The following is a 25247-nucleotide window of genomic DNA, read 5'->3' on the forward strand; positions in this document are numbered from 1 at the left end:
ATTAAAAGGTTAAGTTCATACTAAATCCTAACGTTCTTGTAGCAGGGTATTGACCTTGGTTAGCAATACCTTGAGCATTTCCACTAGTATTAGCAGTTTCAGGATCACTATATCCTCTATTTTGTTTAGGTAAGAAAATGAAAGGATTTCTTGCATTTACACCAAAACGTAATGAAGTTAAACCAGCTCTTTCAATCATTTTTGTAGGTAAAGCATAGCTCAACGCTAACTCTCTAATTTTTAAAGCAGTACCATCTAAAACAAAGTTTTCACCTGTTCTTGAATACTCGTTAGAGAAGTAGTTTAAGTAATCTTGATATGTAGTACCACCAGTCATTACAGTAGTATTAGCCTCGTAATTACCATCACCATCTAAATCAACAGCGGAGTTAGGGAAAATAAATCCAGTTCTTCCGTTTTCAGCTGATTCCACTAAGTGACCAGACCAAGATAATTCTCTTTTAACTTCAGAATAGAATTTGTTTCCAGTTCTGAAATCCATTACTGCAACTAAACGAATTCCTTTGTATTCAAAAGCATTGTTTAAACCTAAAATATAATCAGGGTTAGCATGACCTAAATTTTGGAATGTTGAAGTTCTCATTGGGTTTCCTGTTGAAGGATCAATAATAACTCTACCTTGATCATCTCTTACATAAGCCGTACCTTTGATTAATGGGAATTGTTCACCTTCAGTAGCGAAGATTCCAACAAAAGTATTTGATTGTAAGTTGATTTCTTTAGCATCGTCAGATACTTTCTTAACAATAGCTTTAGCTGAATAGTAGCTTAATCTACCTTCCCATTTGAAGTTCTCAGTTTTAATAGGCGTAAATCCTAAATCAACCTCATAAGCTTTAGTGTTCATTTTACCAATATTCAACAAGTTTGAAGAAAGACCTGAAGCTGAAGAAGCCGTTACTCTTGTAATCAAATCTTTAGTATCTGTGTTAGAGTAAGATGCATCTAAAGTTAATCTATCTCCAAAGAAACCAAAATTAACACCAGCCTCCATAGTAGTCATAAACTCAGGCTTAATGTTTTTGAAAGTTTGCGCTGTATTTGTAACGAAAGAGTTCAAATCACCAAAAGGATAACCTACTGGGGAAACACCAATTTCATTAATTCCATAAGGGCTAATAACAGAAGTGTTACCAACTTTTACGTAACTCGCAGACATTTTCATATAATTCAACACTTTACCTTTCATTCCTTCAAATGCTTTAGTAGGAATAAATGAAAGACCTGCTGAAGGATAGAAGAAATTATTATTAGACTTGTTCAATACTGAACTCCAGTCATTTCTTCCAGTTAAGTTCAAGAATAAATAATCTTTATATCCTAAGTCAGCTTGACCAAAGAAAGAGAATTTTCTAGAACGAACAATTCTATTATCTAAAGTAGAAGGAGTATCTGGATTCAATACGTTGTTGATATGGTAGAATCCTGGAATATCTAAATTAGTACCCCCTTGAGTAACAACTTTAAACATACTATCTTGTAAGTTGTTACCTAAGTTAACTTTTAAGTTTAAATCTTTGGTTAAATCATAATCAAAATTTACCAAGAAATCTCCGTAGAAATATCTATTATTTGAACTGTTTGAATAGAAATTCGAAACAACTGATTGGCTAGTGTTTGGACCATCAGGCTGAATAACATCAGTATATCCATTATTAAATGACATACCTTGCGTTCCAGTAGTTTGAATATTAGCCACATAACTAAAGTTAATATGTTTATTCAATTCAAAACCTAAAGTAGCAATACCATTGAAATAATCTCTTTTTTCTTGAGAACGAACATTTTGTTGCGTCCAGTAAGGGCTTAAGTAATAATATGTCCAGTGTGTAGCATTGTTTGGATTTGAAAACTGACCAACTGGAATATTAGTAGCCGTTTGTAATAAATCTCCGTACAATTCAGGATCTGTTTGAGAAGTAGTTTGAGCAATATAACTTGCATTACCTTCTACAGAGAATCTTCCGAATTTTTTCCCTCCTTTAAATAAAAAGTTAGTTCTATCTAATACATCTCCACCTACAACAAACTCTCTCTTAACTTTGTTAGCAGACAATAAAGCATACCCAGAATCCATATCTCCACCAGAGATACTGAAACCGTTTTGCATAATTGTACCTGTTTGGAAGAAAGCTTTAATATTATCTTTAATAGGAGAATATGGAGCCATAATAAATGATCCATCTGCTTGCGGTAAACCAGTCGGCTGCATAGACCCATCAAACTCAGGCCCCCAACCACCATTCTCATAAGTTACGTGCTCACCATTCCATCCTTGACCATAACGTTGCTGTCTTTGAGGAAAATAGTTAACTGTTTCAAAGTCGATAGCAGAGTTAACACTCACATTCAACTTACCACTTTTAGCACCTTTTTTTGTAGTAACGATAATTACACCGTTCACACCATCTTGACCATATAAAGCCGCTCCTTGAGCACCTTTCAATACGTTCGTAGACTCAATAACATCTGGTGGTAATTGTTGTAAAACTGTAGCAGATGAAATAACATTATCGATTACAACTAACGCTTGGTTGTTACCTGAAATCGAACGGTTACCTCTTAATACAATACGTGTACCTCCATTAACACCATTACTAGTTGTGTTAATTTGCAAACCAGATACCTTACCAGCCAACGATTGTACTACGTTAGGGTTAGAAGCCTGTGTAAGCTCCTGAGCTTTCACCACTTGATTTGACGAAGTCATTGCGTCAGTTTTTCTTTTGATACCTAACGCTGTAACAACAACAGCAGTCAACTCAGTAGTCTCAGCAGCCATAGTTACATTAATTTTGTTTGCAGCTCCAACAGCAATTGCTTGATCTTTCATTCCCATGAATGAAAACACCAAGGTCTCCCCTGTTTTTGCTTTGATGGAATAATTACCATCCATGTCTGATTGTGTTCCACGAGTTGTACCTTTTACAACAACGCTTACACCTGGTAACGGCAGACCACCTTCAGTAACTGTACCAGTAATAGTTTTCTCTTGTGCGAAGGAAAACTGCATTGAAAACGCCAATAGCAGCGCAAAAATCCATTTAAACTTCGATCTCATATTAAATTTATTTGAGTTAGTTATTTCGCAAACTTCTTAATAATTTCTTAAATAACCAAATAATACTACAGAATTATACTATTTTATATGTGTTAAAAAAATTAGACAAAAAAATAAAAAAACGCAACAAACTCATTTATAAGATTAAAAAGTATTAAAAGGGTTGCGCCAACTTTTGTATTTTTACCAAAAAATTAAACAATGCTATCATCTAATTTTTCGAATTATATTCTTGAAGCCGGAACTGATGAAGCCGGAAGAGGCTGCCTAGCTGGACCTGTTACAGCCGCCGCATTAATTTTACCTCAAAATTTCGAACTGGACCTATTAAACGATTCAAAACAGCTTTCGGAAAAGGTTCGTGAAAAATTAAGACCTTTTATAGAAGAGAAAGCTATCACCTATAAAGTAATACATATCGAACCTCAAATCATAGATCGAATTAACATCCTTAACGCCTCAATAAAAGCTATGCAGGAATGCGCTATTCATCTAGACCCGAAGCCCGAATTTTTAATTGTAGACGGAAACCGTTTCAAACCAATCGCAAACATTCCTCATAGCTGTATTATTAAAGGGGATAGTAAATATTTAAGCATTGCAGCAGCTTCTGTATTAGCCAAAACGTATCGAGATGAATATATGGATAAAATCCATGAAGAATTCCCTATGTACAACTGGAAAAAAAACAAAGGCTATCCTACCCAAGAACACAGAGATGCTATAAAAAAATACGGCACAACAAAATACCACAGAATGTCGTTTCGTTTATTACCCGAGCAACTTACCCTAGAGTTATAAAAAAAGGAAGTCAATTGACTTCCTTTTTATTATACTATTACCGCTTCAAATAAAGATGCAAAATGATTTAGTATTTTCTGTTTTACTTCTTCTTCATCTACTTTTTCTACACCCAATTCGACATGCAATGAAGTAACCGCCTTACCTCGTATGCCACAGGGAATAATATTATCAAAATATCCCAAATCAGCATTAACATTTAACGCAAAACCATGCATGGTTACCCAACGCGAGGCACGCACACCCATAGCGCATATCTTACGTGCAAATGGCGTCCCTACTCCTAGCCAAACTCCTGTTTCTCCTTCACTTCGTTCGCATTTCAAACCATATTCTGCTAAAGTCAGAATAATAGCCTCTTCCAGCAACCGCAAATATTTATGAATATCCGTAAAGAAATTTTCCAAATCCAATATAGGATACCCCACAATTTGCCCAGGACCATGATAGGTAATATCACCCCCGCGATTAATTTTGTAGAAGGTGGCTCCCTTTTCGGCTAACTGTTTTTCATTTAAAAGCAGATTAGACAAATCTCCACTTTTCCCTAACGTATATACATGTGGATGCTCTACAAAAAGAAAATGATTGTCTGTTACAATTTCCGGATCATTTCTTTTAGCAACTTTTTGCGCCACAATAGCCGCAAACAATTCTTCCTGAAAATCCCAAGTTTCTTTATAGTCTTTTTGCCCCAAATCTTGAAGCTGAACTTTTTTATTCATTTTTATTACTAAAATTATTTTCGATCCAAAACCACTTCGAAATTTAACGATTCTGGATTTTCGAGATAGTCTGTAAAAGGATACTCAATAGTAACTGTTTTTCGATCTTCGCTAAAAAGAGCTTTTTTATTTGAAACCGATTTTACTTTTTTTGGAAAATGATATTTAACTGTATAATTGAAAGCCGCCAGCATTCCTTTCATACTTCCTAAACTATCAGAAATTGTTTTTTGTAAAGCAACATCTTTAACCTTAACTTTTCTGGAAAAAGTTTTCCCATCATAACTAAACTTTAAATCGGTATTGGATTGTGACAGATTTGAAAACGGGTTATTAGGCTCAGCCTCTTTCTTTTTCTTCATATCGCTCACCGTTTGCATTGCTCCCATCATATCTACCAATTCGTTGGTGTTTTTAAAGTTGGTAAAAATCGAAAACATAAACTTGCGCTCATCGGGATTCATTTTAATATTAACCGACATGTTTTCCATTTTTTTCAATCGCTCTTGTTCATCGATTGAAAGTTTAGCAATACTATCTTTCTTAGCATCAAAAAAAGTTTTAAAGGTAAATGTAGAATCTACTGTTTTCTCTTTTTTCATTTGCTCACCTCCTATTTCCATCAAAGCTGATGCGTCTACATCAAATGACATCTTACCACTACCGTCTGGATTGATATAAATGTTTTCCGTAAAATTGCAACCAACAAATAGTGTTGCAAAAAGCACCAATGCAATTCCTTTAAATAATTTCATTTTAAAAGTTTTCCCAAAAGTACAAAATAGTTTCCGAATAGCCCTGATGGAAGCAAGCTACCATGTAGCGCGTACAGCAGGAAAACGGAATCCAAAAAAAACTAACTTTTACGCTTCAAAACCAAAACAACTTTACCATTTCTCGACTTTGTAAGTTTGGAACTTAAACAGTATCTTTGCAGCCTTAAAAATCAATACTATATGCAACTTTCAGAACAAGAAATCATCAGAAGAGAGAAATTGAGCAAGTTGAGAGAGCTTGGCATCAATCCGTATCCAGCAAATTTGTTTCCCGTTAACCACACGTCGAAGCAGATAAAGGACGCTTTTGAAGAAGGAAAGAAAGTTATAGTAGCTGGACGCTTAATGAGTGTTCGCGATCAAGGTAAAGCCTCCTTTGTAGAACTTCAGGACAGCGAAGGCCGAATTCAGGCGTATTTTAACCGCGATGTGATTTGTGAAGGCGAAGACAAAACCTTATACAATACCGTTTTTAAAAAATTAACCGACTTAGGTGATTTTATTGGTGTGGAAGGTGAACTGTTCACGACGCAAGTTGGAGCAAAATGTATTCGTGTAACTGGCTTTACTTTTTTAAGCAAAACCTTACGCCCGTTACCGTTACCCAAAACCGATGCTGAAGGAAAAACCTACGATGAATTTGTAGATCCAGAATTGCGTTACCGTATGCGTTACGTGGATTTGGTGGTAAACCCACATGTTAAAGATGTTTTCATGAAACGCACCAAGTTGTTTACAGCCATGAGAACCTTTTTCAACAACGCGGGCTACATGGAAGTAGAAACTCCGGTTTTACAGTCAATTCCTGGTGGAGCGGCAGCACGTCCTTTCATTACACATCACAACAGTTTAGACATTCCATTGTATATGCGAATTGCAAACGAATTGTACTTAAAAAGATTAATTGTTGGTGGTTTTGACGGGGTATATGAGTTTTCGAAAAACTTCCGTAACGAAGGAATGGACCGCACCCACAATCCAGAATTTACCGCAATGGAAATTTATGTAGCCTACAAAGATTACAACTGGATGATGGAATTTACCGAAAACCTTTTGGAATATTGCGCTACTCAGGTTAATGGGACTACCGAAGCTACTTTTGGCGAACACAAAGTAAACTTCAAAGCACCGTATGCTCGAGTTACCATGACCGATGCCATTAAACAATTTACTGGTTTTGACATTACCGGAAAATCGGAAGCTGAATTGTTTGAAGCAGCAAAAGGCATGGGTATCGAAGTAAACGAAACCATGGGTAAAGGAAAATTGATTGATGAGATTTTTGGCGAAAAATGCGAGGGGAACTTCATCCAACCAACTTTCATTACGGATTATCCAAAAGAAATGTCGCCGTTGTGTAAATCGCACCGTGACAATCCGGATTTGACAGAGCGTTTTGAATTAATGGTTTGTGGTAAAGAAATTGCAAATGCATACTCTGAATTGAACGACCCGATTGACCAAAGAGAACGTTTTGAAGCTCAAATGGCATTAGCTGCCAAAGGGGATGACGAGGCTAACGGTATTATTGATGAAGATTTCTTAAGAGCTTTGGAATACGGTATGCCGCCAACATCTGGTTTAGGAATTGGAATGGATCGTTTGATTATGTTTTTAACGAACAACCCATCGATTCAAGAAGTATTATTCTTCCCGCAAATGCGCCCTGAGAAAAAAACTCCGCAATTGGAATTGGAAGCTGAAGAAAAATTAATCGTGGAACTTTTACAGAAAAATGAAAACACGATGGAATTAATAGCATTAAAAACCCAAACAGCTTTAAGCGGAAAAAAATGGGATAAAGCCATGAAAACGTTATCACAACATGGCTTAACAAAAGTTGCCGTTAATGGCGACAGTAAAATAGTAGAACTTACTATGTAATTCATTATATATTTAAAAAGGATGTCTGTTTGACATCCTTTTTTATTTCAAATTAAACCTTTTTCAATTTAATATGTCCAATAGCTATAACTCAAAAAAAATAAATATCATGAAAAATGCAATTGTAGTAACTGTATTATCCTTGTTTGGATTAACCGCTATCGCACAAGACAAAAAAATGCAACGCGATGAATTAACTGTTGAACAGAGAACCGAACTTCAAGTAAAGAAAATGACATTGGATTTGGACTTGAACGAAAAACAACAGAAAGATGTTAAAGCACTTCTTTTAACACAAAATAAAAAGATTGAAGCCAAAAGAGAAGAACATAAAAAAATGATGGAGGCTAAAAAAGAGCTATCAAAAGACGAGCGCTTTGCAAAAAGAAGTCAAATGATCGATGACCAAATCGCTTTTAAAGCCGAAATGAAAAAAATCCTTTCTGAAAAACAAATGGAAAAATGGAGTGCTACGAAAGTTCAGAGAATGGAACAAGCAAAAGGCAAAAGAAAAATGATGCCTAACAAATCTGAAGAATAATGTTATTATCAAAATGAAATTTGGGTTTTAATGCTTTTTTAATTAGATTTGAAACCTTTAACACCTAAATTTCAAATTAATTATGAAAAAAATATTTACTCTTTTTGTAATGCTACTTGCTTTTTCTGCGGGCGCTAATGCACAAGACAACAGAAGTCAAATTGAACTAAACGCGAAAAAAGACCTTGAAGCACTTATGAGTGTTGTTAAAGTTGACGACAATATGCAAAAGCCTTTTTATAATTTATTTATGAAAAAACATGAAGGCTTATTAGCTGAAGGCGCTACAGAAGCATCAAAAAGAGATGTTGTTGCTGTTATTGAAGCAAAATTAAGAGCTTCTTTCAAACCTGAGCAAATGGCAGTTTTAGAAAAAAACAAAACTGTTTTCAACCAATTAACAGGAGCTTCGACAACTGCAACAAGCAGAAAGAAATAACAACATTTTACATAAATAAAAAAACCACCAAATTGGTGGTTTTTTTATTTATAAACTTTTTGCGACTCTGTCTATCGCCTGAATAGTAAAATCAAGGTCTTCGTACGAAAGAGCATCAGTAATAAACCACGTTTCATAAGCCGAAGGAGCAATATAGACTCCTTCATGAAGCAAACCGTGGAAAAACTTCTTAAATGTATCGTTATCACCATTTGAAGCAGTTTGAAAATCATAAACTGGATTTGCATCAAAATGAACTGAAATCATAGAACCAACCCTATTGATAGTATATACTATTCCGTTTGCGTCCAGTTTTTCTCGAATTCCTTTTTCCAAATAGGCCGTTTTACTTTCCAATCGCTCAAATAACTCAGCATCCGAATTAATTTCTTGTAACATGGCTAAACCAGCAGCCATTGCTAATGGATTACCAGACAAGGTTCCCGCTTGATATACAGGCCCTAGTGGAGCTAAATAATTCATAATCTCATTACGAGCCGCAAAAGCTCCAACAGGCAAACCACCACCAATCACTTTTCCAAAACAAGCAATATCTGCTTTAATTCTAAAAAGTTCTTGAGCGCCACCTTTTGCCAAACGAAATCCCGTCATAACTTCATCAAAGATGAGTAATGTGTCATTTGCATCACATAAAGCCCGTAAACCTTCTAAAAAACCTTCTTTTGGAGGAACACAACCCATATTACCGGCTACGGGTTCAATTATAATAGCCGCTATTTCACCTTTGTTAGCTTCAAACAACTGGCGTACATTTTCCAAATCATTGTAGCGCGCCAACAAAGTATCTTTGGCAGTACCTACAGTAACTCCGGGACTGTTAGGCACACCGAAGGTACTCAAACCACTTCCTGCGGCAATCAAAAACGAATCGGAATGCCCATGATAACAACCCGAAAATTTAATTATTTTATCTTTTTTGGTATATCCTCTCGCTAAACGAACTGCACTCATACAAGCTTCTGTACCCGAATTAACAAAACGTATTTTATCGATGTTAGGAACCATTGCAACTGCGAGTTCTGCAATTGTAGTTTCCAATTCGGTTGGCATTCCAAAGGAAGTACCTTTTTTAGCTTTTTCAATTATTGCAGAAACAACCGGTTCGAAAGCATGCCCCAACAACATTGGCCCCCATGAATTGATATAATCGATTAAACGGTTTCCGTCTTCATCATACAAATAAGGTCCTTTCGCTTCTTTAACAAAAACTGGTGTACCTCCTACTGCTTTAAAAGCTCTAACTGGTGAATTTACTCCACCAGGAATTACTTTTGCAGCTTCAACAAAAAGTTGACTGCTTCTTTGATATAACATTATGATTTAATTTTTAAAATCTGTCCTATTGAAATTGCATTATTTGAAAGATTATTGAGTTGCATCAATTCATCTACAGACAAATTATATTTTCTTGAAATTGAATACAGTGTATCACCTTGAGAGACTCTGTAAGATTTATCATCTAGAGAAATTTCAGATTGTTTAGCTATAGGCTGATAACTCCCTCCTATAACTTCTTCATCTAACTTATACAATTCATAGCGTTCAATCAAACTGATTAATTTATCAGGATATTTTGGATCTGTAGCGTATCCTGCAGCCCGCAAACCTTTAGCCCATCCCACATAATCACCTTTTTCTAATTTAAAAAGAGACGCATAACGACTTCGAGAAGTAAGAAACAATGAATGATCACGATACGACTCAGATGCATGTTCATATTTACGGAAACATTCTTGAGCAGCGTCATCATCATGAAACACCGAATCACCAGTCCAACCAGTATGACATTTTATCCCAAAATGATTATTAGCTTTGACACACAATACTCCAGTTCCTGAACCAGATTCTAAAATCCCTTGCGCCATGATAATACTAGATGGAATGCCATGCTGGCGCATATTTTCTTTAGCGACATCTTTAAATTGGTCAATATAATTTTTAACCGTTTCCGAAGTAACACCTACTTTAGACGTCGCTTCAAGAACTTCAGTTGTTGAATTTTCCTTAGTAGATGTTTTATTTTCAGACTTAACAGTTTTAGTATGTACAACAGGTTTTTTAACGGTTCTAACAGGTTGCTTCACCGTACGTGATGTTGTTCTAACTTTTGAAGTCGAGCCACAACTGTACATAAAAACAAATAGTAATAGTATTGCAACTTTTTTAATCATAATTATATTCAATTAAAGACATTCTCTTTTTTTCTAAAACTTGATTCATCCCTTCTATTCCCTGTAAACCTCCGGTATGAATACATAGAATTGAAGCGTCTTTCGGGAAATATTCTTTTTGTATCAAATCCAAAACACCAAACATCATTTTACCCGTATATATAGGATCTAATGGAATTTGTGTTTGTGCATAAAATTCATTTAAAAAACGAACAAGTTCTTCATTTATTTTACCATAACCACCAAAATGATATTCTTCAACCAAACGCCAATTCTTCTTAATTGCAAAGCTACAAATATCATCAAATAAAAACGAACCTTTTAAAGCTGGAAAACCAATTATTTCCTGACTATCCTTGCTCGAATTAATCAAACCAGCAATTGTACCGCCAGTTCCAACTGGAGTACAAACAAAATCAAAATAATTATCTTCATCGTCAAGAATCTCTTCACATCCACGAATGGCCAACAAATTTGTTCCTCCCTCGGGTAGTATGTAATAATTTGGATATTTTTTCTTCAAAAAATCTAAAAAACAATCCGATGTTTTATTTTGATATTCTTCGCGTGAAACAAATTCAAAATCCATACCACAAGATTTCGCAAAACATAATGTTGGATTCTGACTCCAAGTCAGTTTTAATTCATCCCCACGAATAATTCCAATAGTTTTGAAACCATATTCTTTTCCTGCAGCTGCCGTAGCCGCAATATGATTAGAAAATGCACCTCCAAAAGTAATTAAACCAGGACAAGCTAATTTTCTTGCTTCTTGAATATTATATTTTAGTTTTCTAAACTTATTCCCCGAAATCATGGGATGCAACAAATCTTCCCTTTTAATGTAGAGCAAATTTGTACTTTCAAAACACAAAGGAATCTGTTGAATTAAAGCATTCATGACACAAAAATAACTATTATAGCCGATTGACATCAAAAAAAAAGTGCAACCATAATGATTGCACTTTTTATATAATTCTAAACTATATTAGTTTTTAACAATAACTTTTTTACCAAATTGTTGGTTACCAGACGCATTCAAACGAACTATATAAACGCCATCACTTAATGATGTTGTAGACAATTCATAAGAAGAATCGCTTCCTAATTGTTTTTTAGACAATACCATTTTTCCAGTAATATCATATACTTCACATGATTTCAAATCTAATTGTGTAGGATTATTGATAGTTAACTGATGTCCTGTATTATCTTGATATACTTGAAGATCATTCATAGCAGTAGCATTTTCTGTATTCAACATTTTGCCATCTCTAAAAGTTACTTCAAATCTATCATCAACAACACCCGCTGGTAAAGATATTTCAAAGAAATTGTTTTTAATATCATAATACACATCTGTTTTTTTATCGTGTATATAAATATTCTCAGCAAGATCAAAGTTTAACAATTCACCTACTGTCATTTTGAAAGACACATCCGCATTCGATTTGAATGCAATCGGAATGTGTTTATCCATATCAAATGGCAAAGTTGAAATTACATATTGTTTATTATTCATTGGAAAATAAACATCCATTGGTAAGTTTGCATCAGGCGCAACACCATCAAACGCGCTATCCACACCATCTGTTGCAATTGGATTGAAAGCCAAAGCAGTTTCTCTAGTGTATTGGTTATTTAAAACTGTGTGAATTTTAAATTGAGGAACAGGCAATCTAGAAATTTGAGAATAATCTGTTCCAGCTACGTTAGGAATATCTTCCCAAGTATCTTCATTAGAACCACCACCATTAAATGAAGCATTTGAATTTCTTTCAAATTGTGAATTATTCGCAACTCCTTCTTTAACAAAAACACGATAAATATTTTTCATTTGTGCGTTACCTGACACTACACTACCTCTAATCATAAATCCTTGACCAATAGGCGTAAATTGTCTTTTATAAGTAGTCGCAGCACTAGCTCCATTTGTATTAGGAGTACCATCTACATTATATGTATTCCAAGTAGCAGCAACATAAGTTCCAGGAGTCCCAATATTAGCACCGTTTGGAGTATAAACACCATACCCTCCTACATACTCTGTTAACACATGAGATGTTGCTGGTTTTCTATGCTCCCAGAAATAAGCATTCCCATTAATAACATTAGTTGGACCACCTATAGAAACCGCACCAGTAAGGTAATTAATTGTATAACCACTATTCTCTAACAAAAACGCATTCAAGTTAATAGCAGATGGATATGGATTTCCAGTTAACGTTTGATTAGGATAATCAGGTCCAGCAGTATTACCAACCGCTATATTAATTGTCCCATCATTAGGCTTTCCTCTAAAATCGTAACGTTGATTATTACCAGGATTATTTTGTACTCCTAAAACCGTTGTAGCATCAGAACCACTCACACCTTTCATAGTAAATCCTTCTCCAGCATTAATAGTATTAGCCGAACCTACAAAAACCCAGTTAGCATATATATTAGAAGTTATATACTTGTATATCCAACGACTAGAGATAGCTAAAGTAGAATTAGTTGAAGATCCATCTAAACTACCCGTAATTGACTCACCTCCAAAGCTAGTTAATCCTGAAGGCCTTTTAAGCTGACCAATCCCAAAAGCATTGTTTCCAGCTCCAGCCGCAGGAACACCTACCGGCGAACACCAATAATTATAACCGAAGTTATTAGATGTCCCTTCCTGATAAGCAGAAAGAGCACCAACCCCTTTATTAACACCAGCACCAGCAGTTCCTTGAAGCAATTGCCCCTCATTTCTTAAATAGAAATTACTTGTCGCCGCATTAAGCTCTAAATCTCCCTTGACAAAAACCTGCTCATTATTCACATACACATAAGTATTAGGACTCACATACATTTGAGCGAAAGCCGATTCATGACTAAACATTGCCACCGCCAGCAACAATGTTCCTTTTAGTACTTTTGATCTCATAGGCATACTTGTTTAAGTTTATTCCAGTTTGGTATTTTCAAAAATATAAAAAATAAATGTTAAAAAAAAGTAAAAGTTGATTTTTTTATCCCTAATTATCAACCCATTATCCCTAACCTGTTTTTTTTATACTAAATTTTAATCTTAAGATGCAACCACAATTAAAAACTATAAAAAAATACTCTTTTTCTTATTTGAAATCATTCTTTTTTGAAAGAAAAAAGCTTCATTTTTTGTTATTTTTATGTGTTAATTTCATTAAAAATGTTACATAATGACAATTTTAGCAAAAATAAGAACTTAAAATCTAAATAGAAAATTACAAGTCGAACAAATCGATAAAGTGCAAAAAAACAAGACAAAACGAACCAGATGCAATAACAAAAAAACCAAAATTAATACATGAAAAATCAAATATTTTATTTTTTAAAAAACCATACAATAGAAATTGACGCAACCCTACACAAAAAGCTATCATTTTTTTTCATAAATTTGTTAAATGCATATCGTTTTATAACCCAACATCTATATTTTTTATGAAGAAAAACTACAAATACTCAAATTATTTAACAAAAACGCAAGTTTTGGTTAAGAAAAATTTTGAAAGAGAAAATTTAAAAAGTCTTGTGCAGTTTTTTTCTTTTTTACTACTAATGTTAATTGGAAACACAGCGTTTTCACAAACATCAACTTACACAACATCTGGTACATGGGTATGTCCTAACGGCGTAACTTCTATAAATGTAGAAGCATATGGAGCAGGTGGTGGTAGTGGACGCGGAGGAGGAACTAACAAATACGGCTCCGGAGGTGGAGGTGGAGGTGGATATGCAAAATCTACCATAACCGTAGTACCTGGAACATCATATACCATAACTATTGGTGCTGGAGGTGCTGCTGGAACAACAGCTCAAGATGGTCAAGACGGAACCAACACTACAGCTACTTTTGGAGTGGTTACCATTACTGCTACAGGTGGTAAAGGAGGTAAAAGTCACGCAAACGGATTTGCTGGAGGATCAAACGGATCAGGAAGCGTTGCTGGAGGAGGATCTGGTAATGTTACTCGAAATGGAGGATCTGGTGCTGCTGGATCAAATGGATCTGGTGCCGGTGGCGGTGGCGGATGCGGTGGACCTACAGGCAATGGTGCAAATGGAACCATTGCAACTGGTGGTGCTGGTGGTGGCGGTAACGCAGGAGCCGGTGGTGACGGACAGCTAGGAAATAGTGGAGCTGGTATTGCTGGTTTAAACTATGGTGGAGGTGCTGGTGGATCAACAAAATCAACTAATGGTTTAGACGGAGCTGGAGGATATATGATAATTACTTATACGTGTCCGAGTTTAACTGTTAATGCTGGTCCTGACCAAACTCTAGTTGCATGTTCAACAACAGCAACTTTAGCTGGTAGTGCGGTTCCATCGAACACAACTGGAACATGGTCTGTTGTTTCTGGAACTGCTACAATAACAACTCCAAACTCACCTACATCTGGAATTACAGGAATTGTACCTGGAACTCCAGTTACTTTACGTTGGACAATAAACAATGGTGGTTGCGGAACAACCAGTGATGATGTAATCATTACTTCACCTATTGGACCTGCCTGTTTAGTATATTGTACACCAACTGGTAACTTGAATTGTACACTAAACGATTACATTTCAAATGTTACGTTCAACACTTTAAACAACTCATCAACCTGTAGTGCTGGAGGGTATACTAACTATCCAGCATCAGGAGCTCAAACTACATCTGTTTTAAAAGGTTCTGCTTACAATTTCAGTTTAACCGTTGGAGCTGGTACTGGAACTCATGGCGCTGGTGTTTGGATTGATTTTAACCAAAATGGTGTGTTTACTGATGCAGGGGAATTTTTCTTAGTTGGGAATGCTATTGCACCCAATACAACTACAACAATTTCAATTCCAATTCCAATTGGAGCTGCTTCAGGCGCTACCCGAATGAGAGTTCGTTATGCTTATAACATTACTGTAGCATCAACAATGAGTTGTACAATGGCTGGAACATACGGTGAAACGGAGGGATATACCATTAATTTAGTTGATCCCGCCCCATGTGTTGCTCCTACAGCTCAACCAACTGCTATAAATTTAACCCCAACTGGCAGTACAATATCAGGCTCGTTTACTGCAGCGGTACCTGCAGCAGATAACTATTTAGTTGTTATTAGTAATTCACCTATTGCACCAACTCCAGTAAACGGCACAACATACGCCATAGGAAGTACAATTGGATTAGGAAATACTGTAGTTGATAATGATAACAACAACACATTTACTGCAACTGGATTAACGCCTTTAACGTTGTATTATATTCATGTGTTTTCTTTTAATGCTGCTTGTACTGGAGGCCCACTATACCTTACTAGTTCACCGTTAACAGGAAGCACTACAACGTTGGTAGCCAACTACTGTACACCTTCTGTTTCTGCTGGATATGAAACATTAACTTATTTCAATAACGTTTCATTTATCGGAACATTAAACGACACATCTAACAACTCAACATATTCTTCTTCACCAAGAGGGTACCAAGATTTTTCAGGCTTAGCTTCTTTAGCTGTTCAAGCACAAGGAGAAGGTGTAAATATCTCCGTTCAGGCTGTGAATCGTGGATACATTAAAGCTTGGGTAGATTGGAATAAAGATGGTGATTTCCAAGATGCCAATGAAGCCGTTTATACATCGGGACCTGTTGCACAATACCAAACTACTTTTGGATTTGTTATTCCTGCAGCACAACCAGTTGGAAATTACAGAGTACGTGTAAGAATCAATAAAGATGGAAACGGCAACTATACTTTCAACGAGTGTGAAAACTTAGCATGGTATGGTGAAACTGAAGATTATCTTTTCACAGTTGTATCAAGCTGTTCAGCAACCATAACAAGTGTAACTAACGGGCAAACTTGTGGAAACGGACCTGTAAATTTAGCAGCTACTGGTTCTGTTGGCGTAATCCAATACAAATGGTATAGCGCTTTAACTGGTGGATCATTGCTTGCAACTACAGCTACAGGAAACTGGACAACTCCTTCTTTAAGTTCAACTACAAATTATTATGTAACTGCTTTTAATGGAGTTTGTGAATCACTTGTTAGAACTAAAGTAACTGCAACAGTTAACCCAATTCCAACATTAGCGTTTACGCCTGCTTCTCCTGAAGTTTGTGGAGAAAATGTTGTGATTTCTCTTACAGCAACTGGTGATACTGAACAAGTGTACCTTATAAATGAGAATTTTGAAGGAGGCATGGGTGCTTTTGTTAACGCCAATTACATCAATAACGGAGCAACTGTTAATGCTAATGCAGCTTGGCAAAGTAGAACAAGTACTTATGTACCTACTAACCCTCCTGGCCAAGTATGGTTCCCGGCAATTTCATCAGGTTTTGGACCTAACAAATTTGTAATGGCAAATTCCGATTTAGGTGCATATAAAATCCATAATGCATTAGTTTCGCCAGTATTAAACTCAACTTCATTCTTAAACTTAACGTTGAATTTTGACATCTATTACGATCGTTACTATGTAGATGGAACAAATACAACTCTTGATTACGCAACTGTTGATGTATCTACTAACGGTGGTACTACATGGACAGCATTACAAACCTATACTGCAGACGTTGCTATAGGAACAAGATTCCAAAACCTTACTTTTAGTCTTAATGGTTATTTAAACCAAACTAACTTAAGAATTAGAGTACGTTATTATGGAGAATGGTGTAACGGTATTGCAGTTGATAACGTAAAATTGTATGGTGATAAGCCTCTAAATACCGCTTTCAACTGGAGTGGTGCATCTTTGCCTGATGCTTATAGCGATGCAGCTTGTACTGTTCCTTATGTTGCTGGAACACCAGCAGTAACAGTATATGTTAAACCAACATTAGCTCAATTAGAACAAGGAAGCTATACGTTTACTGCAAGTGCTATACTATCAAATGGTTGTGCAGCAAGTACACCTATCACAGTAACAAATAGTTCAAAAGTTTGGAAAGGGACTGTTGATACTAACTGGAACAATGCCAATAACTGGTCTCCAGTTGGAGTACCAACTTCAAGTAACTGTGTAATTATCCCTGCAAATTCAATCATTTCAGGAGCTGGTTACAATGCCTATGGTAAAAATGTTACTGTAAAATCAACAGGTAATTTAGAATTACAAAGTGCAAACAATCTAATCATTACAGATTGGCTAGATGTTAATGCAGGTGGTGTTTTCAATATTAGAAACACAGCTAGTTTGGTACAAATTAACAATGCTGCAAATACTGGAATTATTCGTTACGAACGTACTTCACAGCCTATGTATCGTTTAGATTACACCTATTGGAATTCACCAGTAAGCGCTGCTTCTAATTTTGCAGTGGGTAATTTAACATCTGGAACGACTTTAATTTACAGATATACTCCAACTCAAGCAGGAGGAAATGGTATTTGGAGTCAAGTATCTACCGGAACAGCTATGAATCCAACTTTTGGTATCATTGCAAGAGCACCAAGTACTTTCCCTACAACAGGTGCTAAACAAACATTTACAACAACTTTTGTTGGAACGCCAAATAATGGTGATGTAGTAATGCCTATTTCAAAAGGAACAAATGCCAATATCGGCAGTACAACTCCTAGTGGTGGTTCCACTGTAGTTACTGATGCAGACGACGAATGGAACCTAATTGGTAACCCATACCCTTCAGCTGTAAATATTGTAAGTTTCTTAAATGATCCTGCTAACGTTCCAGTTATCGATGGAACTGTATATCTTTGGACACACAATACACCTCCATCATCTGCAACTGTGGATCCATTCTATGGAAATTACCAAGCAAATTATACAATCAGTGATTATGCTACTGTTAATTTAGCTGGTTCAGTTACAACGGCTGCAACTGGAGGTGTTACACCAACAACATACATTGCAGCGGGTCAGTCTTTCTTTATTAGCGCTGACGATGCTATGCCGAATGGAACAACACAAAATGTTACTTTTAAAAATAGCATGCGTGTAACCAACAACAATAATACGTTCTTGAGAAATGCCAACAACGAAAACAGAGATACTAATGGTATTGCACAACAACGTCTTTGGTTAAACCTTTCTAACAATAATGGTGGATTCAGTCAAATATTAGTTGGTTATGCAGAAGGAGCCTCAATGGGATGGGATCGTGGCTGGGACGGTGAAGCTTTAGCTGGAAATGCCGTTCGCTTCTATTCATTAGGTGCTGACAAAAAATTAACTATCCAAACCAGAACATGGCCTTTCGACCAAGAAGACAAAGTTGATCTTGGATTCAAAGCTAATAATGCTGGAACGTATACTATTGGTATTGACCATTTTGATAACGAATTTAATAGTGAAAACATTTATTTAGAAGATCAATTATTAAATGTTTCTCACGATTTAAAAACTGCACCATATCAGTTTACATCTGATGCAGGAACTTTCGACAATCGATTTGTATTACGTTATACTAATAACACCTTAAGTACTCACGATGTTACTGCTCTAGAAAACTCAGTTGTAGTTTACACTAACGAACACCTAAATGTAAAATCTACTGAACCAATAAAAGAGATTGTAGTTTATGATATCTTAGGTAAATTATTACTAAACAAAACTAAGGTTAATGCAAATGAATTTACAGCATCAACTTTAAGTCCGACACAAACTACTTTAATTGTAAAAGTAACGTTAGAAAACGGAACTCAAATCAGCAAAAAAGTTATCTTCTAAAACAGATAATATTAAGAATAAAAAAGGCTTCGAATACTCGAAGCCTTTTTTATTTATCAAAATCAAGAATACCAATATCTAAAAAAATATCACAAAATAATTTATCCTTATCAAGTCAACAAAATAAAGGGGTTAAAAGCATTGTTTTTAAAACATTATTTACATTTTATCGTTTTTTTTTGGTTTTTATCGAGAATTATTTAACTTCACTTTTACGAAACAATTACAACACATTAATATAACATTTCAACTAAAAATCGTGAAAAAAAATTACCCTAACAACCAAAAAAACCGATTATTACAAGCCTTTTTTTTTCTATTAATTGGTTTACTTTTTAATGGAGAAGTTTTTTCTCAAACAACGGTTCCCTTTACAAGTTCTGGAACATGGACATGTCCTGCTGGTGTAACCTCTATCACTGTTCAAGCTTATGGCTCAGGTGGAGGTAGTGGACGTGGAGGCGGATCCAACAAACAAGGAGGCGGTGGCGGAGGCGGTGGCGGTTTTGCCACAGCTGTAATTCCAGTAACAGCTGGAAACATGTACACCATTACTGTAGGTTCTGGTGGTGCTGCTGGAACTTCAACACAAGATGGTCAACAAGGTACAAATACAACTGCAACATTTGGCGGAGTTACCATTACTGCTACTGGTGGCGGTGGTGGATTAAATTACGCTAACGGCTCGACAGGAGGATCTGGTGGCTCTGGATCAGTAACTGGTGGAGGATCAAGCATAACTACAAGAAATGGTGGAAACGGTGGAACCGGAAACGGTACCGGCTCGGCTGGTGGAGGCGGATGTGCCGGTACAACAGGAATAGGTGGAAATGGATCTATTACAACTGGTGGTACTGCAGGTGGTGGAAATGCAGGAGCTGGAGGAAGTGGGACTACAGGAAATGCTGGGGCCGGATCTGCAGGATCAACTTACGGTGGTGGATCTGGTGGTTCTACAAAAAGCACAAATGGTATTGCTGGTGCAGATGGATATTTATCAATAACATACGCTGCTCCTGCTCCTTCAAACGACGATTGTAACAACGCAATTACCTTAACTGTTGACCCAACGGGGACTTGTACATATACAACATATACAAATCAAAATGCGACAGCATCAACCTCACCTTCTACTCCACCTGCACCAGGTTGTGCAAGTTATTCTGGAGGAGATGTTTGGTTTAAATTTACAGTTCCAGCTTCTGGACAAGTAACAGTTGACACTCAAACCGGTGTAATGACTGATGGAGGTATGGCATGGTACACAGGAACATGTGGCGCATTAACTTTATTAGAATGTGACGACGATGATAGTGCAAATGGTTTAATGCCTTCAATAACAAGAACCGGACTAACACCTGGCTCAACAGTGTATGTTCGTATGTGGGAATACAGCAATGATAATAATGGAACTTTTGGAATATGTGCTTCGACAACCCCTATTTGTTCGACACCAACTTCCTCTCCAACATTATTGACGCTAACTCAACCTTCAAACGGTACTATCAACGGTACATTTACTGCAGCTATTCCTGCCCCAACTAATTATTTAGTTGTTTATAATACCACAGGTGTAGCACCTTCACCAGTAAATGGAACTTCTTATTCAATAGGAGGAACTGTTGGTGCAGGAAATATTGTTGCCGATAACGATGCCAATACTTCGTTCTCAGTCTCAGGTTTAGGTGCATCTACAACATACTATTTCTTTGTATTTTCATTTAATGGAGGAACTTGTTCAGGAGGCCCTAAGTATTACACTACTACTCCTGCAACAAACAATGCAACAACTCCATTTTTCTATTGTATTTCAAATTCAACTAGTAGCACTTATTTCATTAATAACTTTTCTACTACTGGTGGGACAGCTAACATTACAAATAATGCTTCAGGATATTCAGCTGGTGGTTATGGAAACTTTACGGCACAAGCAACAAGTCAACAGCCATATGGATCTGTAAACTTTTCAATTGCCATGAACAGCACTTACACTTTTGGTGTAAATATTTGGGTAGACTGGAATGATGATGGTGATTTTAACGATGCCGGTGAAGCAGTTTATGCATCTGGATCGTATGTAAATACTGCAACAGGAACAATTACAGTACCTGGTACCGCAGCAACAGGAAACCACAGAATGAGAATTGTTGCCAATTACAATTCAACAAACCCATCTTCTTGTGGCACAATTTCAAGTGGTGAAACCGAAGATTATACATTTACTGTTTTACCTTCAACGTGTCCTGGAATACCAACAGCAGTTACTGTTGGGCCTGTTACTGCCACTACAGCTACAGTAAACTGGACCGCATCATCACCTGCTCCTGCAAGTGGATATCAATACTATTTAACAACATCTGCAACATTACCAACTGGAGCAACAGTTCCAACTGGTTCAACAGCAGCAGGTGTAACAACTTTAAACTTAACTGGCTTAACTGCAAATACTACGTATTACATCTATATTAGAAACAACTGTGGTGCTGGAAATGTAAGTCCGTGGACTTCACAAGTTTCTTTCTACACCGGTTATTGTGTTTCTAACTCAACTAGTAGCACTTATTTCATTAATAACTTTTCAACAACAGCAGGAACTACAAACATTACCAACAATGGTTCTGGATATTCTGCAGGAGGTTATGGAAACTTTACTGTTCAAACGGTTACACAAGCACAAGGTGCTGCTGTAAACTTTTCAATTGCATTGAATAGTACTTATACTTTTGGGGTTAACATTTGGGTTGACTGGAATAACGACATGGACTTCAACGATGCTGGCGAATTAGTTTACGCTTCAGGATCGTATGTCAATTCTGCAACAGGAACTATTGTTGTACCAACTTCAGCTGCAACAGGAAATCACAGGATGAGAGTTGTTGCTAACTATAACTCAACAAATCCAAGTTCTTGCGGCACGATTTCAAGTGGTGAAACGGAAGATTATACGTTTAATGTTTTTGCTTTACCATGTAACACATTTGTTTCCGCTGTTACTGTAAACGTAACCACACAAACTACAGCAACTGTTACTTGGACTGCTCCAGCTTCAGCTCCAGCTAGTGGCTATCAGTATTATTTATCAACATCATCAGCCACTCCATCTGCAGGTACTGCACCAACAGGTTCAACCGCTGCAGGTGTTACAACTTTAAACTTAACTGGTTTAACCTCTGCTACAACATATTACATTTGGATTAGAACCAATTGTGGTGGCGGATTAGGTCAGGGTGCATGGTTTGGTCCAAGAAGTTTCTATATGCCAAACTGTACCATTGGAAACAGTACTGGAACAACAACCTTAGGTTGCCCTTCAGTTGTATCTGGTGGATTAGGATTAAGTGGAGCGGATCCAGCTGCAATTACATGTTCGTCTGGAAGTTGTGTTGATTTAGAAGCTACATACTTACAATTAGGAAATACTAATTCGTATACCGTTTCAAGTATCGCATACAATCCTCCTTATCAATACGGATGTCTAAAAAACCCTGTAAGTGTAAACGTAGATGACAAATGGTCTAACGCTATTAATTTACCTTTCGATTTCTGTTTCTACGGAGCTACATACAACCAATGCGTTATTGGTTCAAATGGAGTTTTAACTTTCGACATGTCTAAAGCTGGTACATCATCTGGATATTCATTTAGCGATAATTTACCAAGCACAACAGGTGCATTGTTTGCTAATGCAATTTATGGAGTATATCACGATATTGACCCAAGTAAGGGCGGTGAAGTAGGCTGGGAATTAATCACTTTAAATACTGGTTGTAGAGCATTAGTTGCTTCATGGAATGATGTACCAATGTTTAGCGACAACAGCATTTTATATACAGGTATGATGGTTCTTTACGAAAACACTAACATCATAGAAGTATATATCAAGAAAAAACAAATTGATGGAACATGGAATGGCGGTAATGCTATTGTAGGTATTCAAGATGCAACGGGTACAGTAGCCACTGTAGCGCCTGGAAGAAATGGTTTAGATCCAGACTGGACAGCTACAAACGAAGCTTGGCGTTTCACTCCATCTGGAACTTCAATTACAACTATAAAATGGTATGAAGGAGCTGGAACAACTGGCCCTGTAGTTGGAACAACAAGCACTATTAACGTGTGTCCTACTGCTACTACTACATATACTGCAGAAGCAACATATACTTTATGTAATGGAACAACATTAACTGTTACAGATCAAACTGTTGTTACAGTAGCTGCTAACAAAACATGGAATGGTTCATCTAGTACAAACTGGAATACTGCATCAAACTGGACTCCAAGTGGTGTACCAACATCTACAGAAGGTGTTTTAATTCCAAATACAACAAACAAGCCTATCGTTACTGGTGGTGCTAGTGCACAAGCATGTAGTGTTAACATTCAAAGTGGTGCAACACTAACTATCGATCCTAACAATACATTAACTGTTACTAACGCAGTTACAATTGCAGCCGGAGCAGATATGATTGTTGAAAACACTGGTAGTTTGGTTCAAATTAACAACTCTGCAAACTCAGGTATTGCACATATTAAGAGAACTACACAACCAATGTATCGTTTAGACTATACGTATTGGAATACACCCGTTACAACAGCTTCTAATTTTGCTGTAGGGAACTTAACTTCTGGAACAACTCAAATTTACAGATACACGCCTACTCAAGCTGGAGGAAACGGTATTTGGTCTGCAGTTGGAACGGGAACTGCTATGGATCCAACTTTCGGAATCATTGCGAGAGCTCCGAGTACTTTCCCAACTACTGGTGCAAAACAAACATTTACAACAATTTTTACCGGTACTCCGAACAACGGAAATATTCTAATGCCAATTTCGAAAGGAACAAATGCAAACATTGGAAGTACAACTCCGAGTGGTGGATCAACCGTAGTTACTGATGCAGACGACGAATGGAACTTAATTGGTAACCCATACCCTTCTGCTGTTAACATTGTAAGTTTCTTGAATGATCCTGCTAACGTTCCAGTTATTGATGGAACAATATACCTATGGACGCACAATACGGCACCATCAGGAGCAACTACAGATCCATTCTATGGAAATTACGTGGCCAATTATACAATTAGTGACTATGCAACTGTTAACTCTGCTGGTTCTGTTGCCACTGCTGCTACAGGAGGTGTTACACCAACAACATTCATCGCATCTGGTCAATCATTCTTTATCAGTGCAGATGATGCTATGGCGAATGGAACAACACAAAATGTTACTTTTAAAAACAGCATGCGTGTTTCTAACAACAACAACACTTTCCTTAGAAATGCAGAAAATACAGATATGCATTTCGATACGAACGGAACAAATCAACAACGTGTATGGTTAAACCTTTCTAACAACAACGGTGGTTTCAGTCAGATTCTTGTAGGATATGCTGAGGGTGCTACTCTTGGTTGGGATCGTGGATGGGACGGTGAAGCTTTAGCGGGTAATGCAGTTCGTTTCTACTCACTTGGTGCAAATAAGAAGCTAACCATTCAATCTAGAGTATGGCCTTTTGATCAAGAAGACAAAGTTCAACTTGGTTTCAAAGCTAATGCTGCCGGAAGCTACACAATTGGAATTGATCATTTTGATACTGCTTTCAACGATCAAAACATTTATTTAGAAGACCGCCTATTGGATGTAATTCATGATTTGAAAACAACACAATACATTTTCAATTCTGCAGCAGGAACATTCGAAGATCGTTTTGTATTACGATACACAAATAACACCTTAAACACTCACGATGTTTCTACATTAGAAAACACAGTTGTTATTTACACAAACGATCATATAAATGTAAAATCAACAACCGAACCAATTAAAGAAATTATGGTTTACGATGTTTTAGGTAAATTATTATTACATAAAACTAAAGTAAATGGAACTGAATTTACTGCTTCAACATTAAGCCCAACTCAATCTGCTTTAATCGTTAAAGTAACCCTAGAGAACGGCACTCAAATAAGTAAAAAAGTGATTTACTAAAAAAGTAAAGGTGTGTAAAAAAAGCCCTTTTCAATTGAAAAGGGCTTTTTTTATGCAATCAATTCATTAACAATACAGTACTTGTTAAAATGTTATAAAATTACAAATTACAGCATTTTATAAAGTTATTAAA

General features: G+C 36.5%; 13 protein-coding genes. 6 read left to right on the top strand and 7 right to left on the bottom strand.

The genetic code is table 11. The features are described from left to right. Position 1: 1 nt before the first annotated feature. Entirely contained in the window at positions 2-3082 is a 3081-nt protein-coding gene (locus ACZ1JT_RS03240) for a SusC/RagA family TonB-linked outer membrane protein (RefSeq protein ID WP_465094728.1), read from the bottom strand. A gap of 201 nt (positions 3083-3283) precedes the next feature. Between ACZ1JT_RS03240 and ACZ1JT_RS03245 the strand changes: the two genes are divergently transcribed. Continuing rightward, positions 3284-3883, top strand: a complete 600-nt coding sequence (locus ACZ1JT_RS03245) for a ribonuclease HII (protein ID WP_465094729.1) — start codon at positions 3284-3286, stop codon at positions 3881-3883. A gap of 29 nt (positions 3884-3912) precedes the next feature. Here ACZ1JT_RS03245 and lipB read toward each other — a convergent pair whose 3' ends face one another. Beyond that, the gene (gene lipB / locus ACZ1JT_RS03250) at positions 3913-4608 is read right to left on the bottom strand and encodes a lipoyl(octanoyl) transferase LipB (protein ID WP_465094730.1); all 696 of its coding nucleotides are present in this window, start codon (positions 4606-4608) and stop codon (positions 3913-3915) included. A 14-nt stretch (positions 4609-4622) separates the two neighbouring features. Further along, positions 4623-5363 (bottom strand): hypothetical protein, encoded by a 741-nt coding sequence (locus ACZ1JT_RS03255; protein WP_465094731.1) that lies wholly within the window; start codon positions 5361-5363, stop codon positions 4623-4625. A 201-nt stretch (positions 5364-5564) separates the two neighbouring features. Between ACZ1JT_RS03255 and lysS the strand changes: the two genes are divergently transcribed. The 3 genes from lysS to ACZ1JT_RS03270 all read left to right on the top strand — a co-directional run bounded on the left by lysS (position 5565) and on the right by ACZ1JT_RS03270 (position 8248). After that, complete coding sequence (gene lysS, locus ACZ1JT_RS03260; protein ID WP_465094732.1) at positions 5565-7268, top strand: lysine--tRNA ligase; 1704 nt, start codon at positions 5565-5567, stop codon at positions 7266-7268. A 109-nt stretch (positions 7269-7377) separates the two neighbouring features. Beyond that, a complete protein-coding gene (locus ACZ1JT_RS03265; RefSeq protein ID WP_465094733.1) occupies positions 7378-7809 on the top strand; it encodes a hypothetical protein in 432 nt (143 codons plus the stop codon). An 82-nt stretch (positions 7810-7891) separates the two neighbouring features. Further along, positions 7892-8248, top strand: coding sequence for a hypothetical protein (locus ACZ1JT_RS03270; protein WP_465094734.1), 357 nt, complete (start codon positions 7892-7894; stop codon positions 8246-8248). 48 nt (positions 8249-8296) lie between these two features. Here the strand turns inward: ACZ1JT_RS03270 and hemL are convergent, their stop codons facing one another. The 4 genes from hemL to ACZ1JT_RS03290 all read right to left on the bottom strand — a co-directional run bounded on the left by hemL (position 8297) and on the right by ACZ1JT_RS03290 (position 13357). After that, the gene (gene hemL / locus ACZ1JT_RS03275; protein WP_465094735.1) at positions 8297-9583 is read right to left on the bottom strand and encodes a glutamate-1-semialdehyde 2,1-aminomutase; all 1287 of its coding nucleotides are present in this window, start codon (positions 9581-9583) and stop codon (positions 8297-8299) included. Next, on the bottom strand, positions 9583-10353 hold the full coding sequence (locus ACZ1JT_RS03280; RefSeq protein WP_465094736.1) for a glucosaminidase domain-containing protein: 771 nt from the start codon (positions 10351-10353) through the stop codon (positions 9583-9585). Before ACZ1JT_RS03280 ends, hemL begins: the two co-directional genes overlap by 1 nt. Positions 10354-10432: 79 nt before the next feature. Beyond that, positions 10433-11341: a 1-aminocyclopropane-1-carboxylate deaminase/D-cysteine desulfhydrase gene (locus tag ACZ1JT_RS03285; RefSeq protein ID WP_465094737.1), complete on the bottom strand. Its 909-nt coding sequence runs from the start codon at positions 11339-11341 to the stop codon at positions 10433-10435. 87 nt (positions 11342-11428) lie between these two features. Continuing rightward, the gene (locus tag ACZ1JT_RS03290; protein WP_465094738.1) at positions 11429-13357 is read right to left on the bottom strand and encodes a T9SS type A sorting domain-containing protein; all 1929 of its coding nucleotides are present in this window, start codon (positions 13355-13357) and stop codon (positions 11429-11431) included. 536 nt (positions 13358-13893) lie between these two features. On the opposite strand from ACZ1JT_RS03290, the gene ACZ1JT_RS03295 reads away from it, so the two are divergent. Together ACZ1JT_RS03295 and ACZ1JT_RS03300 are read left to right on the top strand one after the other, a co-directional pair. Continuing rightward, on the top strand, positions 13894-19125 hold the full coding sequence (locus tag ACZ1JT_RS03295) for a GEVED domain-containing protein (RefSeq protein ID WP_465094739.1): 5232 nt from the start codon (positions 13894-13896) through the stop codon (positions 19123-19125). 259 nt (positions 19126-19384) lie between these two features. Further along, positions 19385-25114, top strand: a complete 5730-nt coding sequence (locus ACZ1JT_RS03300) for a GEVED domain-containing protein (RefSeq protein ID WP_465094740.1) — start codon at positions 19385-19387, stop codon at positions 25112-25114. Positions 25115-25247: the final 133 nt, after the last annotated feature.

The sequence above is a fragment of the Flavobacterium sp. IC2-16 genome (genome assembly GCF_055521455.1).

What these genes read in the sequence shown, in the direction of transcription:
- ACZ1JT_RS03270 (WP_465094734.1), top strand. Translation starts at nt 7,892, where the DNA reads ATGAAAAAAATATTTACTCTTTTTGTAATGCTACTTGCTTTTTCTGCG.
- ACZ1JT_RS03245 (WP_465094729.1), top strand. Translation starts at nt 3,284, where the DNA reads ATGCTATCATCTAATTTTTCGAATTATATTCTTGAAGCCGGAACTGAT.
- hemL (WP_465094735.1), bottom strand. Translation starts at nt 9,583, where the DNA reads ATGTTATATCAAAGAAGCAGTCAACTTTTTGTTGAAGCTGCAAAAGTA.
- ACZ1JT_RS03285 (WP_465094737.1), bottom strand. Translation starts at nt 11,341, where the DNA reads ATGAATGCTTTAATTCAACAGATTCCTTTGTGTTTTGAAAGTACAAAT.
- ACZ1JT_RS03295 (WP_465094739.1), top strand. Translation starts at nt 13,894, where the DNA reads ATGAAGAAAAACTACAAATACTCAAATTATTTAACAAAAACGCAAGTT.
- ACZ1JT_RS03255 (WP_465094731.1), bottom strand. Translation starts at nt 5,363, where the DNA reads ATGAAATTATTTAAAGGAATTGCATTGGTGCTTTTTGCAACACTATTT.
- ACZ1JT_RS03240 (WP_465094728.1), bottom strand. Translation starts at nt 3,082, where the DNA reads ATGAGATCGAAGTTTAAATGGATTTTTGCGCTGCTATTGGCGTTTTCA.
- lysS (WP_465094732.1), top strand. Translation starts at nt 5,565, where the DNA reads ATGCAACTTTCAGAACAAGAAATCATCAGAAGAGAGAAATTGAGCAAG.
- ACZ1JT_RS03290 (WP_465094738.1), bottom strand. Translation starts at nt 13,357, where the DNA reads ATGAGATCAAAAGTACTAAAAGGAACATTGTTGCTGGCGGTGGCAATG.
- ACZ1JT_RS03265 (WP_465094733.1), top strand. Translation starts at nt 7,378, where the DNA reads ATGAAAAATGCAATTGTAGTAACTGTATTATCCTTGTTTGGATTAACC.
- lipB (WP_465094730.1), bottom strand. Translation starts at nt 4,608, where the DNA reads ATGAATAAAAAAGTTCAGCTTCAAGATTTGGGGCAAAAAGACTATAAA.